The 25,100-nt window shown below is 59.0% G+C and carries 27 protein-coding genes; 17 read left to right on the forward strand and 10 right to left on the reverse strand.

All coding sequences use genetic code 11. The features are described 5' to 3' along the window. Positions 1-283: 283 nt before the first annotated feature. The 3 genes from O3S85_RS19990 to panC are packed head-to-tail and all read right to left on the reverse strand — an operon-like array spanning position 284 to position 2,678. The gene (locus tag O3S85_RS19990; protein ID WP_269542922.1) at positions 284-1,321 is read right to left on the reverse strand and encodes a M23 family metallopeptidase; all 1,038 of its coding nucleotides are present in this window, start codon (positions 1,319-1,321) and stop codon (positions 284-286) included. A 4-nt stretch (positions 1,322-1,325) separates the two neighbouring features. Next, positions 1,326-1,826: a hypothetical protein gene (locus O3S85_RS19995; protein WP_269542923.1), complete on the reverse strand. Its 501-nt coding sequence runs from the start codon at positions 1,824-1,826 to the stop codon at positions 1,326-1,328. 9 nt (positions 1,827-1,835) lie between these two features. Continuing rightward, complete coding sequence (gene panC / locus O3S85_RS20000) at positions 1,836-2,678, reverse strand: pantoate--beta-alanine ligase (RefSeq protein ID WP_269542924.1); 843 nt, start codon at positions 2,676-2,678, stop codon at positions 1,836-1,838. A 125-nt stretch (positions 2,679-2,803) separates the two neighbouring features. Between panC and O3S85_RS20005 the strand changes: the two genes are divergently transcribed. Then, positions 2,804-3,226: a response regulator gene (locus O3S85_RS20005; RefSeq protein WP_269542926.1), complete on the forward strand. Its 423-nt coding sequence runs from the start codon at positions 2,804-2,806 to the stop codon at positions 3,224-3,226. Here O3S85_RS20005 and O3S85_RS20010 read toward each other — a convergent pair. Beyond that, entirely contained in the window at positions 3,168-3,566 is a 399-nt protein-coding gene (locus O3S85_RS20010) for a hypothetical protein (RefSeq protein WP_269542927.1), read from the reverse strand. The genes O3S85_RS20005 and O3S85_RS20010 overlap by 59 nt on opposite strands. Before the next feature lie 65 nt (positions 3,567-3,631). Next, positions 3,632-3,838: a hypothetical protein gene (locus O3S85_RS20015; protein ID WP_269542929.1), complete on the reverse strand. Its 207-nt coding sequence runs from the start codon at positions 3,836-3,838 to the stop codon at positions 3,632-3,634. 147 nt (positions 3,839-3,985) lie between these two features. Between O3S85_RS20015 and O3S85_RS20020 the strand changes: the two genes are divergently transcribed. Both O3S85_RS20020 and O3S85_RS20025 read left to right on the forward strand, forming a co-directional pair. Further along, positions 3,986-4,630, forward strand: a complete 645-nt coding sequence (locus tag O3S85_RS20020) for a hypothetical protein (protein WP_269542930.1) — start codon at positions 3,986-3,988, stop codon at positions 4,628-4,630. An 86-nt stretch (positions 4,631-4,716) separates the two neighbouring features. Beyond that, positions 4,717-5,268, forward strand: coding sequence for a hypothetical protein (locus tag O3S85_RS20025; protein WP_269542931.1), 552 nt, complete (start codon positions 4,717-4,719; stop codon positions 5,266-5,268). A 122-nt stretch (positions 5,269-5,390) separates the two neighbouring features. Here the strand turns inward: O3S85_RS20025 and orn are convergent, their stop codons facing one another. Together orn and O3S85_RS20035 are read right to left on the reverse strand one after the other, a co-directional pair. Continuing rightward, entirely contained in the window at positions 5,391-5,924 is a 534-nt protein-coding gene (gene orn / locus O3S85_RS20030; protein ID WP_269542932.1) for an oligoribonuclease, read from the reverse strand. A gap of 93 nt (positions 5,925-6,017) precedes the next feature. Further along, on the reverse strand, positions 6,018-6,557 hold the full coding sequence (locus O3S85_RS20035; protein ID WP_269542933.1) for an adenine phosphoribosyltransferase: 540 nt from the start codon (positions 6,555-6,557) through the stop codon (positions 6,018-6,020). 52 nt (positions 6,558-6,609) lie between these two features. On the opposite strand from O3S85_RS20035, the gene O3S85_RS20040 reads away from it, so the two are divergent. Continuing rightward, positions 6,610-7,164, forward strand: coding sequence for a 5-formyltetrahydrofolate cyclo-ligase (locus O3S85_RS20040; protein ID WP_269542934.1), 555 nt, complete (start codon positions 6,610-6,612; stop codon positions 7,162-7,164). A 156-nt stretch (positions 7,165-7,320) separates the two neighbouring features. On the opposite strand, the gene O3S85_RS20045 is transcribed toward O3S85_RS20040, so the two are convergent. Together O3S85_RS20045 and O3S85_RS20050 are read right to left on the reverse strand one after the other, a co-directional pair. Beyond that, on the reverse strand, positions 7,321-7,650 hold the full coding sequence (locus O3S85_RS20045) for a DMT family transporter (RefSeq protein WP_269542935.1): 330 nt from the start codon (positions 7,648-7,650) through the stop codon (positions 7,321-7,323). Next, entirely contained in the window at positions 7,650-8,369 is a 720-nt protein-coding gene (locus O3S85_RS20050) for a zinc ribbon domain-containing protein (protein ID WP_269542936.1), read from the reverse strand. Before O3S85_RS20050 ends, O3S85_RS20045 begins: the two co-directional genes overlap by 1 nt. Before the next feature lie 317 nt (positions 8,370-8,686). Here O3S85_RS20050 and O3S85_RS20055 point away from each other — a divergent pair, with 317 nt between their 5' ends. The 5 genes from O3S85_RS20055 (at position 8,687) to O3S85_RS20075 (ending at position 14,514) form a co-directional block, all read left to right on the forward strand. Beyond that, a complete protein-coding gene (locus O3S85_RS20055; RefSeq protein ID WP_269542937.1) occupies positions 8,687-9,721 on the forward strand; it encodes a 3-oxoacyl-ACP synthase III in 1,035 nt (344 codons plus the stop codon). 2 nt (positions 9,722-9,723) lie between these two features. Next, positions 9,724-10,590 (forward strand): alpha/beta fold hydrolase, encoded by an 867-nt coding sequence (locus tag O3S85_RS20060; RefSeq protein ID WP_269542938.1) that lies wholly within the window; start codon positions 9,724-9,726, stop codon positions 10,588-10,590. Positions 10,591-10,790: 200 nt separating this feature from the next. Then, the gene (locus O3S85_RS20065) at positions 10,791-12,257 is read left to right on the forward strand and encodes a PEP-CTERM sorting domain-containing protein (RefSeq protein ID WP_269542939.1); all 1,467 of its coding nucleotides are present in this window, start codon (positions 10,791-10,793) and stop codon (positions 12,255-12,257) included. An 87-nt stretch (positions 12,258-12,344) separates the two neighbouring features. After that, entirely contained in the window at positions 12,345-13,592 is a 1,248-nt protein-coding gene (locus tag O3S85_RS20070; protein WP_269542940.1) for a M48 family metallopeptidase, read from the forward strand. Positions 13,593-13,614: 22 nt separating this feature from the next. Continuing rightward, complete coding sequence (locus O3S85_RS20075; protein ID WP_269542941.1) at positions 13,615-14,514, forward strand: endonuclease/exonuclease/phosphatase family protein; 900 nt, start codon at positions 13,615-13,617, stop codon at positions 14,512-14,514. Positions 14,515-14,989: 475 nt separating this feature from the next. Here O3S85_RS20075 and O3S85_RS20080 read toward each other — a convergent pair whose 3' ends face one another. Further along, a complete protein-coding gene (locus O3S85_RS20080) occupies positions 14,990-15,979 on the reverse strand; it encodes an IPT/TIG domain-containing protein (protein WP_269542942.1) in 990 nt (329 codons plus the stop codon). 101 nt (positions 15,980-16,080) lie between these two features. Here O3S85_RS20080 and hemW point away from each other — a divergent pair, with 101 nt between their 5' ends. From hemW to O3S85_RS20120, 8 genes are all read left to right on the forward strand, one after another. Then, positions 16,081-17,238 carry a radical SAM family heme chaperone HemW gene (gene hemW, locus O3S85_RS20085; protein ID WP_269542943.1) on the forward strand — a complete coding sequence of 386 codons (1,158 nt, stop codon included), beginning with the start codon at positions 16,081-16,083 and terminating at the stop codon, positions 17,236-17,238. A 36-nt stretch (positions 17,239-17,274) separates the two neighbouring features. Continuing rightward, positions 17,275-18,948, forward strand: coding sequence for a tetratricopeptide repeat protein (locus O3S85_RS20090; RefSeq protein ID WP_269542944.1), 1,674 nt, complete (start codon positions 17,275-17,277; stop codon positions 18,946-18,948). An 8-nt stretch (positions 18,949-18,956) separates the two neighbouring features. Next, the gene (locus tag O3S85_RS20095; RefSeq protein WP_269542945.1) at positions 18,957-19,658 is read left to right on the forward strand and encodes a hypothetical protein; all 702 of its coding nucleotides are present in this window, start codon (positions 18,957-18,959) and stop codon (positions 19,656-19,658) included. Between the two features lie 6 nt (positions 19,659-19,664). Then, positions 19,665-20,138, forward strand: a complete 474-nt coding sequence (locus O3S85_RS20100) for a hypothetical protein (RefSeq protein ID WP_269542946.1) — start codon at positions 19,665-19,667, stop codon at positions 20,136-20,138. 22 nt (positions 20,139-20,160) lie between these two features. Then, positions 20,161-20,622, forward strand: coding sequence for a GNAT family N-acetyltransferase (locus tag O3S85_RS20105; protein WP_269542947.1), 462 nt, complete (start codon positions 20,161-20,163; stop codon positions 20,620-20,622). Then, positions 20,619-21,068, forward strand: coding sequence for a hypothetical protein (locus O3S85_RS20110; RefSeq protein WP_269542949.1), 450 nt, complete (start codon positions 20,619-20,621; stop codon positions 21,066-21,068). Before O3S85_RS20105 ends, O3S85_RS20110 begins: the two co-directional genes overlap by 4 nt. Before the next feature lie 606 nt (positions 21,069-21,674). Beyond that, complete coding sequence (locus O3S85_RS20115; protein WP_269542950.1) at positions 21,675-24,074, forward strand: AMP-binding protein; 2,400 nt, start codon at positions 21,675-21,677, stop codon at positions 24,072-24,074. 148 nt (positions 24,075-24,222) lie between these two features. Beyond that, positions 24,223-24,927, forward strand: coding sequence for an esterase/lipase family protein (locus tag O3S85_RS20120; protein WP_269542951.1), 705 nt, complete (start codon positions 24,223-24,225; stop codon positions 24,925-24,927). Positions 24,928-25,100 lie beyond the last annotated feature (173 nt).

A 25,100-nucleotide genomic window follows, 5' to 3' on the forward strand; every position in this document is an offset into this window, starting at 1 on the left:
CCGCCCGGGCTCCAGTCGAGCAGCAGATGCGCTCCAGGGCGGTGGCGAGCCAGCCCGGCTTCGGAAAATGACGCTTCTGCGACGTGTTAGTTCTACCATTCTCGGAAGCATCATTTTCCTAAATAGTGTCAAAAAAGGAAAACACAAGGGCGATGCTTCGTCATCGCCGCCACGTTGGAGTCAGCATTTGCCCAATGGGCAAATCTATCGGTCCAGGCTTCGACAAGCTCAGCCCGGGGCAGTATGCTGGCGGCGATGACGAAGCATCGCCCTCCAGTAGAGACTAAAACCCAAAGAGCATCTTTAAATCGCTCTTTAAATTCTTACCCGGCTTGGCGGTGCCTTCGGGGTTGGACGACGAGAACTCCAGCGTATCGCGGCATTGCCCGGCGAAGGCCTCGGGGTTGAATTCCACCAGGGCAAGGTCGCCCTCTTTCGCGCCATAGGGGAAGGCTTCGGGGCCGAGCGGCGTCCACTTTTTCGGCAGACCATACCAGGTGTATTCGATGTCCCAGCCGCTCACGCCATCCACGGGAATGGACTTGGTTAGCAGGCCCGGATAGCGGTTAATAAACTCCGGCACCGTATTCGTGCCGACTCGCAGCGTGAACGCCGTGGGCAAGCCGTGGAAGTAGCTCTTGAAGTCCTTGAACTCCTGCGTGCGCACGTCGTCCCAGAAATCAACGGGGTCGGCACCAATCAAATTCAACCCGCTGTAGTCGCCATGATGATTTTTTCCCGTGTAGCCGGCTTCCTTATACCAGCGGTCGAAGTGGCTGGTCTTGCGCAGGCCGATCTCGAAGTGCAGGTGCGCGCGTTGACGCGGAATTGAGTAACCGCCAGCGGAGCGGCCCATCGTGCCGATGCGCTGGCCTCCGGTCACGAAGTCTCCCTCGCGCAGGCCGGTCTCGATATTAGCCAGGTGCGCATAAAGCGTGTAAACGGGCACATCGGCCTCGGGGTGCTCCAGCACAATGTAGCGGCCGTAGCTGCTATTGCCGGCGACCTTGTTAATATACATCACGCGGCCGGGCATGGCAGCGTAGATGGCGTCGGTCGCCTCGTGGTTGCGATCGCGGCCAATCGGCTTCAGGTCCAGCCCTTCATGGAAGCGCGAGCCCCCGTTGCGCACGCAGCCAAAAAGTGCGGACTCCGGCCGACCGGACGCCGTGGGCTGGGTGACCTCATCCCACTCCGCCCCTTCGAAGAAGGCCGGGTTCGGCGTGGGCCAATAAAGAGGCGGCGCCGCCTGGATGATCCCTGGCCACAGGGCCAGCAGGCAGATGAGGAAGGCGGTGACGCGACGCTGGCGGAAGAGCATATAGTTAGAAACGGGCTTCGCGGACCTTCTCATTCATGATCTTGGTCTCGCCCTGCATTTCCAGCACCATTTGTTCCAGCTCCGGGTAAGGCACTTCGACAAAGGTGAAGTAGCGGCCATCACTGATGGCACCATCGAGCTGGCGGGCACCAACGGGCTTACCACCGTATTCAAAAATAACCACACGGCCGTTATTCGAAACCGACTGGCGGTAAAGCTTGCGCGCGGCTGGCTCGTTCAGGTGGAAGAGCAAGGCATGATCGCCGGAAGCCACCTTGACCAACTGAACATTGGTGATGTCCGCCTCCGTAAAGAGCGGCTCGCCGCGCACATTGTAGCTCAAGCCGCTTTGCGGTAGCGTGATGGTGCGGCCGATATCGCCACTGGAGCCGCCCGCAGCAGACTCAATGTAGAAACGCTTGGACTTCACGGTATCGTCATCCCCGCAACCAGCGAGGAACAGAGCGGCCATCAGAGCGGCCAGGGTAAGGAGATATTTTGGCATGTAAGAAAGTTAGAGTGAAATATTATCGATTAAGCGAGTCTGATCCAACCAGACGGCTACGGTCAAGAGGCTTTGACCACGGTGTACCTCGCGCTCGGGCTTCATGGTGTCGCGGTCAACGATCTCCACGTAAATAATCCGAATGCGACGGCTTTGGCTCAGGTGATGCGTCACCTCGGCCTTAATGCGGTCCACGCTCAGGTTGCCCTTGGTTACGATGTCCTGCCCAATCTTGAGCGCCTGCGAAATGCGCACGGCATCGGCGCGCTCGCCAGGCTCGAGGTAGCGATTGCGTGAACTCATGGCCAGGCCATCGGCTTCGCGGACGATTGGCGCAATGATCACCTCCACCGGGAAAAAGAGGTCCTTAACCATCTTTTTGATCACGGCGGCCTGCTGGGCATCCTTTTGACCAAAGACCGCGAAATCCGGGCGGCAGATGTTAAAAAGCGCCGCCACAATCGTCGATACGCCGCGGAAATGCCCCGGCCGGGAAATGCCACACAGCCCCTGCGAATACTTGGTCTCCTCGACGTAGGTGGAGAACGACGGTGGCAGGATGTCCTCGCGCTCGGGCATAAAAATGATGTCCGCCCCGCGCGCTTCACAGGCGGCGAGATCTTCGTCCATCTGGCGCGGATAGCGGTCGTAGTCTTCATTGGGCCCGAACTGAGTCGGGTTAACGAAGATCGAGACGATGACCACATCCGCCTTTTCGCGCACAATATCGATCAGCGACAGGTGGCCGTCATGCAGAGCACCCATCGTCGGTGCCAGGCCGATCAACTGGCCCTTGCCCCGCAAGCGCGTCACATGGGATTGCATTTCCTCGACTGAGCGTATGATTTGCATAAGGACGTTTGTAACGGTCGGCCCGCGAATGACACGCTAAAACGTGACACTGGCGTTCCAAATCCGTCGTTGTAACATTTTCATCTTCACAATTCAGGGCATCTCCTCTACGACAAGCTATCGGAATGAGTGATGTCGATCCCAATGCGAAGCTCATCCTGATCGCCGACGATGATCAGGCAACACGCACCTTTCTCAATGCAGCGGCGCGCAAGCTTGGGCATCGCACCATCCAGGTCGACAACGGTAAAGACGCCTTCGACGAGGCGAAGAAAAACCGACCCGACCTGATCCTGCTCGACATCCTCATGCCCGATATCGACGGCTACACCGACCTTCGCCTGCTCCGCCTCAACTGGCGCACGCGAGACATCCCTATCGTCGTCATCTCCGGCTATGCCGACCAGGCCGACGCCGATCGCTGCCTCACCGCCGGGGCAAATTTCTTCCTGCCCAAGCCGGCCACTGTCGCGCAGGTCCGCACCGTGATCAACAAGTTCCTGTCGCCCGCAAGCGCCCCCCACGCCCCGAATCAGGCTGAGTCTTAGGGGCCACGAGCACACCCGCCTTCCGGAAAATCGCCTGAGATTCCGCCGTGCTGCGGTTGGTCAACAGTGCCACCAGCCGGTCCGCAAAATCCTCGGGCTCGTAGTTTGCCGTCTCCAACAGAAAGAGCAGCATCGTGTCACGGTGAAATTGATACGTGTAGCGGGTGCGCCCCTTCACGTAGCTGGTAAAACGGTGGCCCGGCAGGCGACCGCTCTCATAACAATCGCGGACAAACTGAGGCGTGCGCCCCAGCATGTCTGCGACTTCGCGCGTGGTAAACCATTTCTGCCCCTCGGGCAGCAGAACTTCAAAGTGAGTCGCGGCGGAAGATTTTTTCATGACGGCTAGGCAAGGTGTAAAGATTAGCAAATAGTGTACAGTGGTGGTAGTTGACGGACAACAGCCTAAGCTCTCCGCCGACTGTAGGGACGCTCCAGGCGCTCCAGCGTGGGCGACACATAGCCCTCCGCGCATAGGTGGTCCTTGAGCAGTGATGCAATCAGGCCTGAAAGGGATCGCTGGTCCTCCGAAGCCGCTTGACGAGCCGCCAAATGAAGGCTCGGTGGCAGTGTGATCGAAACATTGACAGTGCTTTTGTTCAGTGCTTTCATAGTGAACGTATTCTCAGAAATTTATCCGCCTCAGGCAACACTAATTTACTATTTTTGTTTATTTTATTATTGGCTATTATCCTGCCTTGAGTATCAAAGATTTACACAACGCAATTGATAAGCAGCCCTCAAAAACCGGAAAAAACCATGCCCGCAGACGATCAAAAGCACAAAACAGTCGGCGTTTCGTTCCACCCCGACCTCCGCGAACGCGCCAGCGAGCGTTCCCGCGCCCTGGGCCTCTCCTTCAGCCGCTACGTCACGCTCTGCGTGGAAGCCGAGCTGAGCGGCCACCCCTCGCAGCTCCTTTCCCAGCCCGGCGTGCCCGCCCCAATGCCGCCCGCCACTGCTTCGGCCCGCGACGAGGTTAATTTACAATCGGCCATCGACGCCGGCAGCGACTACTCCGCCGCCAAGGCCGCCTCCATCGACTTCGAGGACGACATCGAGGAAATTCTCCGCGCCGACGACATCTGCTACACGCGCTACTCCGCCATCGGCAACCTGCGCACAGACTTCCTGATCCAGCACGTCGACGAAAAGACCGACCGCACCGTCCGCATCGCCCTGGAGTGCAAGCACAACCTCCGCGGCCGCTACACCGTCACCCTCGGCCAGGCGATCATCCTCAACAGCATGCCACAAATCGACGCCGTCGTCCTCTGCGTCCCCTACCTAAAGAACTTCGACGAACACGTCCGCGACACCTTCGCCCAGCAAAACATCCCCATCGCCATTCCCGACAACGTCGGCGCCGTCATCCGCGAAATCGCGGAAAAGACTGCGGGCTGAGAGATGGATCAGTAACGGCGAATAAATGGCGGTGGAGTGGCGGAACGCGACGCTCTGTCGTCGCCTTCATTCCATCTGTTCTGCATATGAATTTCTTCTACCAAATAATCCTTCTCCAGCTTTCCTTGGTCTGCGCTGTAAACGGAGCACAGAATGTTTTTAACATAAAAGAATATGTGACATGCTCGCTTCCAGATGTTTGGGAGTCAGACGGAGCCTACGAACATGAGATTGCAGGCGTTGGCACTATCCATGCCTTAGTTTTAAAGCATAAGGATACCTATAATAACCTAGTCATATGCTATCTGGACCCGGTCAACCCTGATATTAGAAAACACGGACCGGAGATTTTAAAGAATTCGTTCTTGGGCATATCGGCAGCAAAAGCGGCTGAGCAGGGAGAAACGATAGGCGAAAAAGAAGAAAGTGTAAAAGAGGACGCTATATACTATAGACTTTCTATTCGTGCCTCTGAAGGAAAGGATAGCTACCTTAGGGGAATCTCATTCGAATGGAGAGAAGGTGCGCTCATTTTCCATTACTTGGGATATAGCGACATAGATCCCGCACTGTTTGATGTAATATTGAAACAGTTTAAATCAAAAGAGCATAGCCATTCAGAGGTGGTAACGCCATAGACGCCACCTCAGAATCATCGACAGTAAGCGACGACAGAGCGTCGCGTTCCTTTAGGCATCCGCGTTCAATCCGCGTCCATCCGCGGCTAAAAAATACGCCTCACTAGCCTACCCTGCCTCAACTACGCCTGCACCCGCTCCAGATAAAACTGCAGCTCGGCAATCGACTCGCGGATGTCGTCCAGCGCGCGGTGGGTGCCCTTCTTGGGGAAGCTCAAATCATAGCGTTCCTGGAAGACGACCTTAAAGCTGCTCACGTCGAGCATGCGGTAATGCAACTTACCCGCGAACTTCGGCAGGTAGCGGTCGACAAATTTGCGGTCCTGCCCAATCGAGTTACCGCACAAAATCACCGGTGCCTCGCCCCAGTGCGGCTCTACAGTTTTGACCAGCATTTCGTCGAGCGCAGGCTCAGTCACGCCGCCAGGCACGCGGTCCACCAGGCCACTTTCGCGATGCGTTTTCTGGCACCATTCGTTCATCTCGGCGAGCACATCGGGCGTCTGAAAAACAGCAGTTTCCCACTCGGCAATGGTCTCACTAAAATCGGGCGAGGTGACAATCACCGCCGCCTCCAAGATGCGGTCACTGGCCGGATCGAGTCCGGTCATTTCAAGGTCTAGCCAGCACCAGGCCGGTTGTTTTTGGTCAGACATAATCTGATTTATCGCGCGGTGGGCGTAGAATTTTTTTGCTGAATTCTCTCAGCGTCTCCGCGCCTCTGCGGGATGTATTAAAGATGAGTTGAGTTATTCGTCTTCGGTAAAGTCGATCACCGTGTAAGCGTCGATGCCTTCCTTGGCGAGTGCTTTGCGGCCGGGGAGTTCGACCAGGTCGATGATCGCGGCAAAGGCGATGTGCGCGGCACCAAGGCGCTTCATCAGGCGGGCGGCGGCGAGCGCGGTGCCGCCGGTGGCCAGGAGGTCGTCCACAATCAGCACGCGCTTGCCCTCGATGAGCGGCGTGTCATGCGTTTCGATGGTGGCCTCGCCATATTCGAGGGCGTAGTCCTCGCTGATCGTCTTAAACGGCAGCTTGCCCTTTTTGCGGACGAGCACGAGCGGCTTGTGCTGCTGGTAGGCTAGCGCGCCGGCCAGGATAAACCCGCGGGCGTCAATGCCGACGATGGCGTCAAATTCCTCATCGGTGGCCCAGCCCGCAATGCGGTTGAGCACCGCGCGAAAGGCCGCGGGGTCTTCAAAAAGCGTGGTCACGTCGCGGAAGTTGATCCCCTCTTTCGGCCAACCCTTAATCGTGCGAATGCTTGCTTTAATGCGTTCAGCTTTCATACTACCCGCATCAACGCCTAAAACGGCACCACGCTCAAGACCTTTCCGCTACATGTCCTCCAAAGCTGCTCTCCGCCACCTCGCGCTCGCTCGTCGCAGCGCCTTACACCCGGAGGAGCGCGAGGAGCGCGATTTTAAAATCATGCAGCGGCTGCTGTCGCTGAAGGATTTTACCTCGGCCGGTTGCGTGCTGTTCTATGTATCGTTCGGCAGCGAAGTCGACACGCACGACATGATGAACCGCAGCTTTGGCGGCAAAACCGTGCTGGCACCCCGCGTGGACGGCGACAACCTGCACCTGCACGAGCTGACGTCTCTCGACGATTTAAAACCCGGCGCTTACGGCATCCTTGAGCCCGATGCCTCGCTGCCCGTGCTCGACCCAGCGAAGGTGGATATTATCATCGTGCCCGGGGCCGCCTTCGATCTGCGCGGCCACCGCATCGGCTACGGCAAGGGCTATTACGACCGCCTGCTCAACAACGTCGATGCCCTCAAAATCGGCCTCGCCTACGACCGCCAAATGGTCGAGCAAGTCCCCGACGAGCCGCACGACATCCCCGTGGACATCATCATCACCAACGAGCGCATGGTGGACCTGCGGTAAGCCGTGGCATAGACATCCCGCCTGTGCCCGAATCAATGATTTCGAAACGTTGCATCTGCGTAGCATAGGCGTCCCGCCTGTGCACTATTCAAAGATTTCGAAACGTTGGATAAGTGGTGGAGTAAGCGCACAGGCGGGACGCCTATGCTACATCGATCAATGATTCCCTGCCAGCTTGAGCGTCACCACGCCGCCGATAATCAGCGCGACGCCGAGCCAACGCAGCACGCTGGAGGCATCGCCAAACACCAGCACCCCGACGACAAACGTGCCAGCCGCGCCAATGCCCGTCCACACCGCGTAAGCCGTGCCGATGGGGATCTGCTTTTGCGCCATCCAGAGGAAATAGCCGCTGATTGCCATCGATACGATTGCGATGATAATCCCCAGGGCGACCTTGTTCGTCGTCTGAGAAATTTTGAGCCCAATTGGCCAGCCGATTTCACAGAGACCGGCCAGAAAAAGGAACAACCAAGCCTGGCCCATTAAAGCTCCCAGTAAACGATGCGCCCGCAGTTTTCGCAGTGGACGGGCTCGCTTTTCTGGCGCGTAGCGGACTCGGTTTCGCTGGATACCTTAAGGTGGCAGCCGCCGCATTTATGATCCTCAATCGCCGACACAAATGGCGGCTTCGGCCGACGCCTTTTCACGCGCTCATAGGACTGCAAATACCTGGCATTGCACGCAGACATTTCCTTGGCGACATCGGCCTTGGCCGCTTCGATCTCACCCTTGAGCGTTTGCTCGCGGTCTTGCAGCGTCTCGATCTCGTCGCGAAACAGCTGCAAGCGCTCGTCACTCTCGGCCTTGGCTTTGGCAAATTGTTCGTTCCCCTCGTCGATCTCGAGCATCAGGCCGATCTCGGCTTCTTCCAGCTCATTTACCTTGTTTTCGGTCAGCTCGATCTCGTGCGTCAGCGCCTGGTATTCGTCGTTTTTCTTAACCTGCAGTTGCTGGTTTTTGTATTTCACGATCTGCTCCTCGGCGGACTTCACGTCGTTGTCGAGGTCCTTGCGGCGCACTTCGAGTTGCTGGAGCTCCTTGTGAGCGGCGGCAATGGCGGCTTCCTCCTCGGCGATCTTGGCCTGATACTTCGCCAACTCGAGCGGAATGGTCTTGAGCGATTGCTCAATGTTGTAGAGCCGCGAGTCGCGGTCCTGTAAGATCAAAAGCTGCTCAATTTCGGGGTCCACGCTCTGCATCATGCACCGGGCGGCGCGGCGATAAAGTCTTTTCTGCGAGGAAATGTGGGGGGCAGTGGATCGCGAACTTCCACGTTCGCATACTACCGCTCTTCAATAAACCGCTCCAATGGCAGCACAGCTGCGTCTCAAAAGTGACAGTTTATAAGCGAACGTGTAAGTTCGCGATCCGCCAGCGCTGCCTTGAAGTGACGGATTATAAGCGAAGACAGAGCTTCGCGTTCCGCCAGCATTAATAACCGACCAACCGCCACCGACTGCCCCACCCACGATATGCGCTTGCCCCAGCGGGGGTTATTGCCCAGAACTGCGCGTTTCGCATGTTTAGCTTTTCCCAACTGGCTATTGAGAGCCTCGCCTACGCCGAGCCGCCCGAAGTCTGGACTTCGGACGATATCGAGGCGCGCCTGGCCCCACTGTATGAGCGGCTCAAGCTGCCCGCCGGTCGCCTTGAGCTGATGACCGGCATTCGCGAGCGCCGCTTCTGGCCGCTGGGTCACCGCCCGTCCGCCGCCTCCGCTGAAGCCGGCAAGAAGGCGCTCGCGCAGTCTAAGTTTGGCCCGGGCGACATCGACCTCGTCATCCACTGCGCCGTTTGCCGCGACCGCCTAGAGCCCGCCACCGCAGCCGCCGTCCACCACGAACTCGGCCTCGGCCAGCACTGCCAGCTCTTTGATTTATCCAACGCCTGCCTGGGCTTCATCAACGGCCTCATGGTCGCGGGCGGCCTGATTGAGAGCGGGCAAGTCCGCCGCGTGCTCCTCGTTTCCGGCGAAAACGGGCGCCCGCTGATCGAGCGCACGCTCCGCGTCCTGCTGGAGGGCGAGCACACGCGCAAGAGCGTGAAGCCGTATTTTGCGAACCTCACCATCGGTGCCGGCGCCGTGGCTGCGGTCCTCTGCCGCGCCGAGGAGACCGACGCCCCCTGCCCCCGCATCATCGGCGGCGTGACGGGCAGCGACTCCACCGCGAACCAACTTTGCCAGGGCGACTCAGCCGGCGGCGAGCTGGATATGCAAACCGACTCCGAGGCGCTGCTCGCAGCGGGCGTGGGCCTTGCCCAACAAACCTGGACGCGCTTCCAGGACCACACCGGTTGGACAACCGATACGCCCGACCGCGTGATCTGCCACCAGGTCGGCCGACGCCACCAGCGTGCGCTTTTTGAAGGCCTCGGCCTCGCACTCGACAAGGATTTTTCCACCTTTGAGGAATGGGGCAACGTCGGCTCCGTCTCCCTGCCGCTCACCCTCGCCAAGGCCCGCGAAACCGGCGCGCTGACCACCGGCTCCAAGGCCGCGCTGCTCGGCATCGGCAGCGGCCTCGTCTGCGCGATGCTCGCCCTGGAATGCTAGCCATGGAACTTCCCGCCAACATCCGCGCGCTGTATCCTTTTGCGTCCCACTGGCTGGAAACGCCGGCCGGCCGCCTGCACTACGTCGACGAGGGCGCGGGCGACCCCGTGATCATGCTCCACGGCAACCCGACATGGTCCTTCTTTTACCGCGACGTCATTAAAGACCTGTCCGCGACCCACCGCTGCATCGCGCCCGACCACATCGGCTGTGGTCTCTCGGACAAACCACAGCAGTGGACCTACCGTCTGCAGGACCACATCGACAACGTCAAGGCGCTCGTCAACGAGCTCGGGCTGGAGTCGTTTTCGCTGATCGTCCACGACTGGGGCGGCGCGATCGGCATGGGCCTCGCCGAAGCCATGCCCGACAAGGTCAAGCGGATCGTCGTGCTCAACACCGCAGCCTTCCGCTCGCAGCGCATCCCCAAGCGCATCGCCCTGTGCAAGGTCCCCGGCTTCGGCGAATGGATCGTGCGCGGGTTCAACGCCTTTGCCGCGCCGGCGCTGACCATGGCCTCGTCCAAGGGCCTCTCCGCCGATGTCAAAGCCGGCTTCATTTTCCCCTACAACAACTGGGCCAACCGCATCGCAACCCACCGCTTCGTGGCGGACATCCCGCTGGACGCCTCACACCCCAGCTACGCCACGCTCCAGCGCGTGGAAGAGGGCCTCGCGCAGTTCAAAGACCGCCCGATGCTCATCCTGTGGGGCCAAAAAGACTTCTGCTTCAACAACCACTTCCTCGCCGAATGGCGCGCCCGCTTCCCTGACGCCCAAGTCCAGCTCTACCCCGACTGCGACCACTACGTCCTCGAAGACGCCGGCGCTGAGGCCAGAGGTGTGATCGCGGAGTTTTTGCGGGGGTGATGGGGTCTTAGATGGTCAAAACCCAGGCCAACGCACTTTGCGTGCGAATTGTGCTTATTTACTCGCAGCATAAAGAAGTCACCGAAACCGAAATTAGCCTGTTTCTGCCTGTGAAATGAAGCTTACCCTTTAACAAAGCTTTACATGTGCGGTCTGAAGGCTATCATGAAAACTCACCAAGCCTGCCCAAACCACTGCTTATGAAACACGTTATTATCCTACTTGCGGCCAGCCTCTCCTCGGCATCGCTCAGTGCACTCGATTTCGAGTTTAAAAACAACTTGGGAAACCTCAGCTCGGACAATGTCTGGCTGATGTGGCAGCAGACCGGCGGCACGTTCTCGGTCTCCTACACCAATCAAAGCAACCAAGTCATTAATTTAACGCGGGATCACTTCAGCAACCAGCTCACCACGCCCATTCAACTAAGCGACGTGAAAAGCATGAACCTGAGCAACGTCAACAGCGGCATCCTCTACTTTGGCCTGGATGAGACTGGCGGCGGCAACCCGTTTAATTTGAGCGCCGCGCCATCGCCCCAAACGGCAACCTACGCCTACGAAGAAGTGGAGATGACCTTTCAAGGCAATCAGGGCGACCAGGGCGATTTAACCGCGGTCAATTACTACAGCTTTCCAATCAATGTGCAGACCTACGGCACGAAGAATGGCGTCCCGAACACGCCATTTCAAAGCTCCGGCTTTGGTACCAACACCCGTCAGGCCTCCTACGCTCAGTTGATGCAGACCTTCGCCTCGCCGACGCCCAGTGGCTACAATCCAGTCATCCAAAACAGCAACAGCCAAACCGTGCGCATCCTCGGGCCAGCCGCCTACTATTTCCAAAACGGCAGCACCACACAGTTTAGCACTGGCCCCTACCATACCTTTCAAGGCTACCTTGGCCAAGTGTATGCCAACCAGCAAGCGGCCACCAACCCAACCACAACCACGCTCACCTACAGTGGCAACGGCGGCTACTCCGCTGACGTGACTGTGACCCAGCACGGCGAACCCGGCAGCGAGACGTACGGCATCACCATTGACAACGTCGTCTCCAACACCAACACGACGCCCACACCGGTCAGCGGCAGTATCGTGGTCAACCCTGACGAGGCGGGCAACACGCCGCTGTCCACGCTAATCTACACCGGCACTTGGAATGATAACATGGGCACGGTGAGCCAAGCCATCATCGACTCAGGCTTACTCGACACGTTGGTCGCCTCCCTTTCGGCTTCTTTCATCACGGGCGCGGTCAACAGCAAAACGGATTTCCCCGGCAGCGGCGCAACTCCACCCTTGAATGAGTTTCGCTTCCAAGAGTCCCTGGAGTGGTTTATGCAAAATGCGGGCAACGCCACCACCGACCCCGGGCTATATTTCGAGCAATTGCAGGGCACGCCATCAGCGCTCACCGAAGCTTATTACGATCCGTTCCTGGCGACTATTTCGGAGCTGGCTGGTTACTCTATCTACGGCAGCCCGTATGCCGACCGCTATGGCGAATGGGGCGTCGATTTGAACTCCACGGTTTTTGGCCCGGACTTAGACCCGGTGGACAAGTGGGTCATCACGCTGGGAACCGTTCCCGAGCCGTCCCACTACGCCATGATCGCGGGCGCTGTTGCGCTTCTGGGCGTCGTCTGGCTGCGCCGCCGCCGTTAGGATAACCTACATTCTTTTAAACGAAGCGCCGGTTGCCAACCGGCGTTTTTTGTTGCCTCGGGCGAAGGTCTGCCAAGCAATGGCGGCGTGAATTGGATCATTGTTGCTTTTCTCGTTTTGCTCATCGCCAAGACCGCGATGGAGTTTCGCCTGTCGTCGCTGAATCGCAAGGAAGTGCTCGCGAACAAGGACCGCATCCCCGAGGCCTACCGCGATGTCGTGGACGAGGAGACCTACCGCAAGTCCGTCGACTACACGCTGGAGAAGAACGCCTTTGGCCGCAAAGAGCTGATCTATGACGCCGTAGTGCTGGCGCTGATCGTCGCCACCGGTTTCCTCGCGTGGCTGTATAATGCGCTAACCGGCGCGATCGGCGAAGGCGTCTGGGGCCAGGCCGTGGTATTGTTTTTAACGTTGATCATCATTGGTCTGCCGAGTCTGCCCTCAGACTACCTGAGCACCTTTAAGCTGGAGGCCAAGTTCGGCTTTAACAAGTCCACCGTCGGTCTGTGGATCAGCGACAAGCTAAAGGGCTTTGCGATCGGCGCGGTGCTCGGCATCCCGGCGCTGGCGCTGCTGCTGAGCATTTTCAACTGGTTGCCAAAAAGCTGGTGGTTCTGGGGCTTTATTGTCCTTTTCTGCTATCAGTTGATCGTGATGGTGCTCGCCCCGCGCGTGATCATACCGCTCTTCAACAAGCTGACACCCATGGAGGAAGGCCCGCTGCGCGACCGCCTGCTGGCCCTCGGCGAACGCACGGGATTCAACGCTAAGACCATCCTCGTGATGGACGGCAGCAAGCGCTCCGGCCACTCCAATGCATTCTTCACCGGCTTTGGCAAGTTTCGCAAAATCGTGCTCTTCGACACCCTCATCGAGCAGTTGGAACCCGTCGAGTTGGAAGCAGTCCTCGCCCACGAAATCGGCCACTACAAAAAAGGTCACATCCCGAAGTTTCTCGTTGGCGCGTTCTTCGTGGGGCTGTTCTTCTTCGGCGTCATGGGCTGGCTGGCCACCCAGGATTTATTTTACACGAGCTTCGGGTTCGACCCGGCCTCCGGTATGGCTCCGGTGCTGCTACTCTTCATGCTGATCAGCGGGTTGTTCACGTTCTGGTTCACGCCGCTCTCCAACCGCTTCTCCCGCAAAAACGAGTACGAGGCCGACGCCTACGCGCGCCAGATGATGAACGACGACCCAATGCCGCTCGTCACCAGCTTGCACAAGATGTATGAGAAAAACCTCAGCAACCTGACCCCGCATCCGACCTTTAGCTGGTTCTACTATTCGCACCCCAATCTGAAGGAGCGCGAAGCAGCCTTGAAAGCCGGATAGTTTTTAACTACGGATAGCGCCGATGAACACGGATTATCTTCGCCGCTTTCTGCTACTAATTGCGTTCCTGCTTGCCCATTGTGCCTGCGCAGAAACCGTCCGTGTCGCCAGTTACAATCTTTACAACTACCTCGATACCAACCGCTGGGTGGATGGCCATTACCGTATGGACTACCCTAAGCCAGAGGCCGACAAAGTCGCCGCGCGCAAGGTGATCGTCGCCGCCAATGCGGACATCCTCGCCCTACAGGAAATCGGCGGCCCGCTCCACCTCGAGGAACTCCGGCAGGACCTGAAAAAAGACGGCCTCGACTACCCCTACGCCGAGTGCTTGATCGGCCCGGACGAAGACCGCCGCATCGCCGTGCTGTCGAAAATCCCCTTCACCGCCACCGGCCACACCGCGCTCGATTTCAAGTATTTCGACGGGCGCGAGGTCATCAAGCGCGGCCTGCTGGAGGTGCAGTTTGGCGAGGGCGACGCGGCGTGGACCTTGTTCGTTGTCCATTTGAAAAGCCGCTGGACTGACCGCGACGATGACCCACAGTCCGGCCAACGCCGGACCGGTGAAGCACAGGCGGCCCGGGACTTTATTCGCGACAAGTATCCACCGGAAACGGAGCCGCGTTACCTCGTCGTAGGCGACTTCAACGACTCCAAACGCGCGGCCCCGGTCCGGCGCTTTCTCAGCGTCGGCGACACCGAGCTGACCCAGCTGCTCGACGCTGGCGACTCGCGCGGCGAAGCCTGGACCTTTCACTACCGCGCCGAGGACAAATACGAGCGCGTCGATTTCATCCTGGCCTCACCGGCGCTATTTCCCGCAATCGCGGACGGCACATCCGTCATCTACGACGGCCAACCCGAGACCAGCCAAGCCAGCGACCATCGCCTGATTTACGTGGATTTAGCGGTGGAGTAGCGTAGGTCGGTCACTTTAGTGGCCGACATATGGTATTAGCCGTGCAGATTATCCGTCCCAAAACCGACTTAGCCAACCAATCAGCGGGTAGCGCAGGCGCGTCTCACGCCGCACCCCATTGGAGTGGCGATGGTTTTCATCTGTCTCTCGGTAGCTGTTGAAATAAAGCGGTTCTCTAAACTATCGTTATACAAATTCACTCGCAACCTTCAGCATGGGGTGCGGCGCGAGACGCGCCTGCGCTACCTCAAAGTGGATGAGAGTTCGCGAAACTTATTTCCACGCATAGGCCCAATCGAAAAGGCGGATGGCTAAAGCCAACCGCCCACGCCACTCCGATGTGGCGGCTTGTCCCGCTCAGCGGGACAAGCCCTACCTTCATAAAAAAGCGGCACCCATTGCTGGGTGCCGCTTTCAAAATCATAGCCCATTTGCGCAACGCGCAAATCTCTGGATGCAACGGCACGTTGCCTGCCTATTCGAAGACTTCGATGATCTCGACTTCTTGTTCTTTGACGATCACTTCGCGCGGCTGGCCTTGGGCCGAGCTGCCGGAGGGCGGGTAAGACCACTTGTTGTCCGAGCCCGAGGGGCTGCTGACGATGACCGGGACCTGCAACTCGTTGTAGCCGGGGGCGGAAACAAAAAGGAGGCCAGTGCCGGGCTTGCCGCCTTCGATCGGGACATTGACCGAACGGGCACCGGCGGGGATGGCCACCTCGGGCATCACCACGCTATTGGGCACGTTGGTCATCACGCTGATCGGCAGGCCAACGTTGGAGGTCGGGAATTCGACGGCAAAGGCAACCGAGGTGCGCTCGCCGGGGCGGAGCTTGATCTGCGCGGGGACGACGGTCAGCTTCGAAGCGTCGACATGGAAGCGGCCAAGGTCGGTCACACCATTACCGCTCACGAGCTCGGCGCGGTAGGACTGGTTGGGCGCAAGCGCCGGAACATTAAAGGTCAGTGAAGTCGGCGACTGGTAGGTGGTGTCCGCCTCGAAACCGCCAATCACGATCTTGTCGAAATCGGTGAAGCCGCGGCCAACGACCGGGATTTCCGCGCCCACGGGGCCACGCACGGATTCAATCGCCGTCACGTAGCGGTCGGTGATCTCGAGTTTGTAAATTTTGGTGATCTCCGAGTGGTCGTTTTCGCGCTGGTAATCGAGGAAGTAATAATACTTTGCCTCGCTGCGACCTTCAGGGATCGCGTAGTCGTATTCGAAAATATTTTTGCCGACATCACTCTGCACCATGTTGCGCTCGACGCCGTCGACGACGACCTTAGGCTGGTAAGAGCTGCTGGAGATGGCACCGTCGTCACTGGATACCGACATGCTCAGGGTGTAGATCCCCGAAGCGTTTTGCGGCACACGAGTGCTGGTCAGGTTGTTGATCGATGGGCCGCAACCAGTTAGTAAACCAGCTGCCGCAATGAGAATCAGGTAAAATTTTGCTTTCATCCTAGGTTGATGATAGACAAACAACGAACATGCAATGTTCGCAAGCAAAACCCGTAAATAACCACGCCAGAGCCATAATTCGCCCCGGGCTGTATTTGCACGTGCCCTTTTGCGCCACGACTTGTGACTTTTGCGCGTTTTACCAAGAGGCACCCCGCCGCGCCGACTTGCTGCGCTATCTCGACGGCATCGAGCGCGAGCTCGACCAATGGCGTGCCGAGTGGGATGCCCGCAGCGATTTTTTACCAGCCCTTGACGCCCAGGCCGGGCTCACGGTCTTTTTCGGCGGCGGCACCCCGGGGCTCCTCGCCGCGCCAGACCTCGCCCGCCTTTGCCAAGCCGTGCGCGAGCGCGCGCCGGGGCCCATTGCGGAGTGGACCGTCGAGATGGCACCTTCCACGGTCAAGGCGGACAAAGTCGCCGCGATGCGCGAGGCCGGCGTGAACCGAATTTCCATGGGCGTGCAGAGTTTTGACGAATCGCTGCTGGAAAAGCTCGGCCGCCGTCACAGCCCCAAACAAGTCCAGCAGGCCTACGAAACGCTCCGCGCGGGCGGTTGTGACAACGTCAACCTCGACCTGATCTTCGCCGTGCCGGGCCAGACCCGCGCTCAGTGGGCTGAGGACATGCGACGCGCCATCGAGCTGCAACCCGAGCACCTGTCCACCTATTGCCTGACCTTCGAGGAGGACACCAAGCTATGGGTCAAGCTGTCCAAGGGCGAGTTCAAGCGCGACGTCGCGCAGGAAGCCGAGCTGTATCAGTTCACCTGGGAGACGCTCGGTGCCGCCGGTTATCCGCAATACGAGGTGTCGAACTTCGCGCGCCCAGGTTACGCTTGCGCGCACAACGTTAGCACCTGGCATATGGGCCAATGGCGCGGCGTGGGCCCCTCGGCCGCCAGCCAATGGCGCAACTGGCGCTGGAGCAACCCCAGCGACCTCAACCGATGGCTCGATGGGCTCGACCAACGCACGCCCGAGACCTTGCCCGAAACCGCGGTAGACGTCGTACCACTCTCGCCCGAGCTGCTCGCCGCCGATGCGCTGATCTTCGGCCTGCGCCTCAATGAGGGCGTGGACCTCGCGGCGCTGCGGGCGCGTTTTCCTTCCGCCGACTGGGCCAGCTACGACGCGCTTTGGGCGGAACTGCTCGCGGAAAGCCTGGTCGAACGGCAAGGCGACACCCTCCGCCTGACCGACGAAGGCCGCATGCTGGCGGATGCCGTGGGCGGGCGTATTTTGGAGGCCGAGGTTTAACTTGGCGCACCGACCGCCGTCTATTAGTAAGTATCCATGGCGCTTAGTCCCACAGCAAAGCGAAACCTTATCATCAGCAGCGTCCTGCTGCTGTTGCTCGTCGCGGCTACACCGTTTGCCTGGCAAAAGATCAAGGAAACCCGCGCCGCCGATCTCGCGGCCGACGCCCTGAAACAGATCGAAGACGAAAACTACGGTGCCGCGTGGGAGTCTGCCAAGGCCGCCTATGCGCTCGATCCAGACAACCCCGAAGTCGCGCGCACGCTGGCCGGTATTCTCAACGAGGCCCAGCCCGACGAGGCACCCGCGCTTTGGGAAAAAGTTTACGCGCTCACCGGCGACGAGGCCGACCTGCTCGCGTGGTTCGACAGCGAGCTGCGCATGCAAAACATGTCTGCCCTGCGCCGGCTCTCCGAGCGGCTCGCCAAGGACTTCCCCAACTCACCCGACGCCCTGCAACGCCGCGCACAGAGTGCACTCTTTAACAACCAGCTCGATCAGGCGATCAACCTGCTCCGCACCGCCGCGCAGCATCCCGATGCCACTGCGGACGTGCAATTTGGCTACGTAAAGCTCAGCCAGCGCAGCGAAAATGAGGCCATCCGCAGTGCCGGCATTGACTGGCTGAAGCAAATGGCGCAGCGCCCGGACGACATCGGACTGCAGGCCGCCCGCTCGCTGCTGACAATGCCCGGCCTCTCCCGGGAGCAGTTGCTCAGCTACGCCGAAAAGCTGGCGCAGCACCCCATGGCCACCCGCGAAGACCGCCTCGCGGAGATCGTCATCCGCCGCCAAACCGGCGAGCAGTCCATGGACGAGCTTTTGGCCGAAGCGCAGAGCCTTTTCGCGCTCGAAGACCCGGGCGAGCTCGTCGAGCTGGGCCGCTGGCTCAACCAGCAGGGCCGCTCAGCAGACTTCCTGGAGCTCGTCGATTTCGACACCGCCATTTCCCGCCGCGACTTGTTCCTGGTCTGGATCGACTCCATGGCGATCACCCAGCAATGGGCCGAGCTGGATAAAGTCGTCGACCGCCCGCGCCTGCCGCTGGACCCGTTTACCATCGTCCTGTTTCGCTCCCGCATCCAGCAGGAGCTGGGCAACGACCGAGTGAGCAACCTCATCTGGGGCCGCGCGCTGCTCACTGCCGACGACAGCATCAGCAAGCTGGAGTTTGCCTACGACTACGCCCTGAAAATGGGCTGGAGCGAGCGCGCCAACGAAGTGCTCGAAAAGCTCGTTAAAATACCCGCCACCCAGCGCAAGGCCTTCGAGGAAATGCTCAAGCTCAACCAGCGTTCGGGCGACGTGCTCGCCCTGCAAAGCGCCCTGCGCCGCATGGCGGAGAAATACCCGCACGACAACGACGTGGCCAACGACCTGGCCTATGTCAACCTGCTCCAAGGCGAGGACATCCAGGGCTCCTACGACACCGCCGTCCGCCTGCTGCGCGAGAGCAGCCAGCCCTTTCTGGCCAACATCATTACCCACGCGCTCGCGCTCTATCTGGGCGGCGAAAAGCAACTGGCGCTGGACCAGCTCTACCCGCTGGCCATCAACTGGAGCGAGACCCGCCCCCGCGACCGCGCCATCTACGCCGCCATCCTCGCCGCCAACGGCCACAAGCGCGAAGCCCAGGACATGATCCGCGACGTCGACCCCGAGGAGCTGCTCCCCCCCGAACGCGAAATCCTCCGCGAAGCGCAGCTGTAGGGAGCGCCATGAGTCTCCCGCGCCACATCAGTCATTACTTCGAGCACGACAAGGGACCGCTGCTCAGCATTTGCGACCTGGACGAGGCCGACACCCAACGAATCATCGAGCAGGAGCGTCATGCCCCAACCGGATTTAACCGCTTCGCCGAAGGTAAGGCGTTCTTTGATTATCGCCGCCTCGCCGACGACCTGACGATGGAGCTCTACACCGAGCGGTTTCAACGCCCCGCACCGCGACGCCCTTTTTACGCGGTCCTGGGCGATGCGGACGTCGTAGGTGGCCTGTATCGCGATCCGTATAAAATCCATATCCCGATCGAGCACTTCGCCGACGGCGAGCTGACCTTTATGTGCCCGGATCACTTTCACCTGGTCACCCTGAACCAAATCCCGGCCAAACAACACTTCGGCTACCAACTACCCAGCGATTACACCGCCGAAAAGTATCCCTACTTCGGCAAGCTCCTCACCTACGAAGAGCTCTGCGCCGGCTATCACTCCCTCGGCATCGCCGCCCACCTGGAGCAAATGCACCAACGCCTCAACTGGTATCGCTACCTCGAAGCGCAAATCTGGGTAGAGCCCGCACAACTCCGGGAGCGCTGCCAGGACTGGCTCGAAGTCACCCCCGAGCCCTGGACCCACAGCAACGTGACCTACCTGCAGAATTATAAGCAGGTGGCCAAATCAAATAGTCCAATATACTAATTGCATATGGAAAAAGAAGAATTCGATTTGGGGTTTGTTTTAGATGCAAGAAAAGTAGTTGAGAAAACCTTAACAATAATTGCTCAGCACAGAAGCATTGATCGTGCTGATGTCAAAGACTCACTTTTAGAACTCATCGCCGTTTATTACTCAAAGCCTTTTCTAGGATCTGATCGAGCTTACGAACATGATAGAGGGTGGAAACATAAGCTTGATGTCGAACGAATAGGATTCACGGATAGTGAAAAAGAAATTCATAAGTTAGTATTAGAATGGCGCAGCGGATATGTTGCCCACATGGATCAATCTAAAAGATTTCAAGACGTAGTCATAGAAAAGGATGAGCAGGGACGAAAAGTCGGTTTTCAAAGTCTAAGCAGCTATGATGGCCAACCGTTAACTTCAGGGCACGTAGATAAAGTTGAAGTAAATCTCACTAGGATCCTAGGATTTCTTATAGCGGAAATGCACTCAGCATAGTAAATCGAATAAATCTCCCCCCATGATTCGCCCTTACCAGCCCGACGACTACCTTGCCATTGCGGAGATTTTCCCGCGGGCCGTGCACGAGATAGCGTGCGCGGTTTACACCCCCGAACAATGCCACGCGTGGTCGGAAACGAAGCCCAACCCCGATCATTGGCGGCAACGCTGTGAGCAGAAACAGCCATTTATTTATGAGCGCGACGGAGAAGTAGTCGGCTTTCTGGAGCTGGAGCCCGATGGTCATATCGATTGCTGCTACGTCCACCCGAAGGCCGCGCGCAGTGGCGTGGGAACGGCTCTCATCCAGCATGCGGTCGCCACGGCCTTTGCCCGCGGACTCGACCGCCTGCATGTCGAGGCCTCCATTTGCGCGAAGCCCGTTTTTGAGAAGCAGGGCTTTCGAGTCCTTTACGAAAACAATGTGAACATACGCGGCGTCGATTTGATCAATTACAAAATGGAGCTGAAAAAAGTATGACGCGCCACCAAATCCTCATCCTGCTAGTTTGCATCACCAACTTCGCCCACGCCCAATATTTTGTTGAAGGTGAAGGCGACAAATCGCCTCATCGACTCGATCAAAAATACGCCGGCAAGTTGGATTTCCTCGAAGGAAATTACGTGATGGAAATTAGCATTGGCGAAGCATCCACCGATTGGTGGGCGCAGATGGAAGCAACCTACCAAGAACTAGTCGCTTCACTCGAATATGCGGATGCGCGACGTCTGGAAATTTCGCAAAAGGCGTGGGAATTGGCTTACGAAACGGACCGGCAGTTTTTCTTCGCCGACCCAGATCTGCGATTAAAGATCGGGCGGGAAGGTGAGGTTCTCTCGAAGCTCGAATTCATGCGCCGCATTCGGAAGCGCGCGTTGGACTTGGCCGAATATCGGGTGATTTTTGCTAGATCCGAGACACCATAGCCAAAGTGAAGCACGGATGCAGCGTCAAAGCCGGGCGCTTGTGGTCCTGAATCCAGGCGTGTGTTGCTCCATTGCCACCGGCTGTGATGCTCCCTACGGCCACGGGCGTAAAGGGCTTACGCCCATGAGCGAAGGCGAGTTACGTCCCGGGACGTAGATGGGCTACGTCCATGGACGTAAAGTCCAACACTGTCGTGGATGTTGCATCGAAACACGGCTGGATTCAGGGCAACATAGTGCTGGATTCTGGGTCACTGTCGGGGCGGCATTGCAGTGTAATGCAAGGTAGCGCGGCGCGTCTCCGCGCCGCAAGCTGGGCCCGAGAGCGGTATCAGTTCGTGAAATGGTGCCATGGCGCAACCCGTTATTCACGAACCGATGGGTACTAGTCGCCAATCCTTGCGGACCGAGACGGTCCGCGCTACCTTTTGCATGCTCGCTGTGCATTAAATGAACAGCAAGTGCATTCGTTGCCCTGAGGCGCACCGATTCGACACAATCAGGCATACTTCGATTAATTTGCTATTTTACTAATTAGCAACGACTTACCAACAAAGCGAGTCGCCCGAAAGTCCACTTGGCACGGCCCGCGCATCTATAGCGGGCATGGACACCTCTGAAAAACACAACTCTGCCTATCAATTTCTGATCATCTCGCTGGTCGCGGTGTTTGCGCTGTGGTTTGGGCTGCGGTTCGGGTCGACGACTGGCATCGGGCTCATGCTGCTGGGGCTGGCCTTTAGCGGTGCGGTTTACGGCATCTTCCGCATGCGACGTCACCGCAAGGCGCTGGAGCTGACGTTTGCACAGGGCCTCGCCTACTGGCCGATGTGGCTCCTGGTCAAGCTGCGCTACCGCGTCAACATCGAGGGGCTGGAAAACATGCCGCGCGAGGGCAAGGTGCTCGTCATCAGCAACCACGTTTCCTACATGGACGCCGTCGTGCTGGGCGTCTGCCTGCCGCGCAAGCTGCGCTTTTTGAGCAATGACACGCTGCAAACCAAGCCGATACTCGGCCCGATGCTCCGCCTGGCCGGTGTGGTGCCCGTTAGCCCGACCAAGGCGCGGGCAGCGATCCGCACCGCCGTGGAAAAGCTCGATGAGGGCGAGGCGGTGGTGATTTTCCCCGAAGGCCACCTGACGCGCGATGGCCTCGTGGCACCGTTTCAGGACGGTTTCCGCCTGATCGCCCGCAAGGCAAATGCCCCCGTGCTGCCGGTTTACCTTGACGGATTGTGGGGCTCCATTTTCAGTTTTGAGGGTGGCCGCTTCTTCTGGAAGCTGCCGCGCCGGGGACGACCGCAGATTCGCATCGTCGTCGGCAATCCCATCTCTACCGACATGTCTGCTGCCGAAGCTCGCCAAACCGTCCTCGATCACGGGGCCGACGCCTTCCAGGAAAAGCCCGAACTGACCGGCCATTTGGGCGGGTGGGTCATCGACCGCCTCAGCGAGCGCCTGGACGACATCGCCGTCGTCGACCACGCCATGGGGCGCAAGGAAATGAAGGCCGGCGTGCTGTGCGCTGTCGCGCTGAACCTGTCCCAATCGATCCGCGAGCACTGCCCGGAAAAGCGCGTGGGCATCGTCCTGCCCCCCGGCCTGGGCGGCATCATTGCGAACCTGGCCGTGTCGCTGGCCGGCAAGACGCCGGTCAATCTAAACTTCACCCTCGGCAAGGCGGCGCTAGAGCGTTGTTTCGAAAAGGCCGAGCTACGGACCGTTATTTCGGCCGCCGCCGTGCGCACGCAGATCGATGGCCGGATGCCGGGCTTCCCCTGGCCGGAGCACACGCTCGACGTCAAGGAGATGCTCGAAGCGCTGCCGAAGTGGAAAATTATCAAGACCCTGATCGGCCTCAAGCTGACCGGCTCCAAGGCCGCGCGCCGCCGTTTCGACGTGCCCGAGCGCGGCGACAATGCCGAGGCCGCGCTGCTCTTCACCAGTGGCAGCGATGGCGATCCGAAGGGCGTCGTCCTAACGCACCGCAACATCATCGGCAACGCCCTACAGGTCACCGAATGCGGCGTGCTGCCCAAAGGCGAAACGCTCATGGCGAACTTGCCCATTTTCCACAGTTTTGGTTTCACGGTGCAAATCTGGACCGCGCTCGGCGTCGGCGTAAAAGTCGTCGCCACGCCCTCCCCGCTCGACTTCAAGAAAGCCGCCGACGCGATCGAGCAAGAGCAGTGCACCATTCTGCTGGGGACACCGACCTTCTTCCGCCCGTATCTGAAACGCGTCGAACCCGAGAAGCTCAAGACGCTGAAGATCGTGGTCGCTGGCGCGGAAAAGACACCTGCCGGTTTCCACGACGCGTGGGAAGAACGCTTCCCGGGCTCGCATTACCTGGAGGGCTACGGCCTCACGGAAACGACACCCGTCGTCTCTTGCAACGTGCCCGACGTCCCCAGCGACGGTCAGGCACCGGCCACTATTCGCAAGCGCCGTGGCTCCGTGGGCAAGCTCTTCAAGGGCATGGCCGCGCGCATCGAATGCCCGGACAGTGGACAGGAACTGCCCATCGACCAAGTCGGCATTCTCTGTTTGCGCGGCGTGAATATTTTTGACGGCTACCTCGGCGACCCCGAGCGCACCAAGGACGTGATCGATGACGAGGGCTGGTTCCGCACGGGCGACCTCGCGCGTTGCGACTCAGATGGCTTCCTTTACATCGAGGGCCGCCTGAGCCGGTTCTCCAAAATTGGCGGTGAAATGGTCCCCCACGGCACCGTGGAAACCACGCTCGCCAAGGCGTTCGACGTCGCCGAAAGCGAGACGCCGCAAATGGCCGTTTCCGCCCGGAACGACGACGCCAAGGGTGAAGCGCTGGTGCTCTTTACCACGCTCGACATCGACGAGGCCACCGTGCGCGACAAAGCCAAAGACGCCGGCCTCGCCAACCTCTGGACGCCCAAAATCGTTCGCAAAGTCGAGGTCATCCCCATGCTCCCGACAGGCAAGCTCGACCTCAAGGGGTTGAAGAAGCTCGCGGAAGAGGCGTAGGCGAGAGCGCGCGACATTAGCCCAAGTTAAACTGGAGGGCGATGCTTCGTCATCGCCGTAGCATGCTCCAACCAACGTGGCGGCGATGACAAAGCATCGCCCTCCAGCTCAAGCACAAGGTATATAAACACACCAATTTACTATTCCCATGTGGTCACCCAGCAAAACCCAAGTCCACGAATACGGCATACGCGATGGCGGTGAAACCGTCGTGCTGCTCGATGGCATTGGCCCGAAGTTCCGGCATCTTGATAAGATGATCAACACCCTTGCCGCGCCCAAACGCCGCGTGCTGTTGATCGATTACCCGAGCACGCGCAACACGATCGAAGCCCTCGTCGATGATGAGCTCGCACCCGCGATCGCTGGCGCTGGGATCGACGCCGACCAGCCGTTGCACTTTGTCACCTTTTCGATGGGCGGGATCATGGCGCGTCAGTATTTGAAGCACCACCAGCCAGATAATCTGCATCGCGTCGTCCACATCGCCCCGCCCAACCACGGCAGCGAAGTCGCCGACTGGCTGAAGAAGGTGCCGCTGTTTCGCTCACGCTTTGGCAAAGCCGGCCAGCAACTCGTCACCGACGCCAGCTCCCTGCCCAACCGCATCGGCCCGGCCAACTACGAGGCCGGCGTCATCGCCGGCTGCAAGTCGCTGGACCCGTGGTTCGCGTGGATGTTTAACGGCCCGCACGACGGCAAGGTCTCGGTGGAAAGCGCGCGCCTCGACGGCATGCGGGACTTCGCCATCGTCCCCTCCAACCACTACCTGATCATGAACCACCCGAAAACCCTGGAGCTGACCCACCGCTTCCTGGCCGAAGGTAACTTTGGGGAACATTCCGGCAATTGACTAATCATTAAGACCAATGCACGGTTATATCTATGGACGATGACCACGCCAGGCCATGCCAAGAGTGGCGTCAAACAATCGAACACCGATTGGAAGAGATTCAGCATAATAGGGTAAGAACTGTTAAAGCCGAACAAGTTCATGCGAAGCTGTTTGCATTGCTTAAATTGGGG

The organism is Cerasicoccus sp. TK19100 (assembly GCF_027257155.1).
Lineage (GTDB): Bacteria > Verrucomicrobiota > Verrucomicrobiia > Opitutales > Cerasicoccaceae > Cerasicoccus > Cerasicoccus fimbriatus.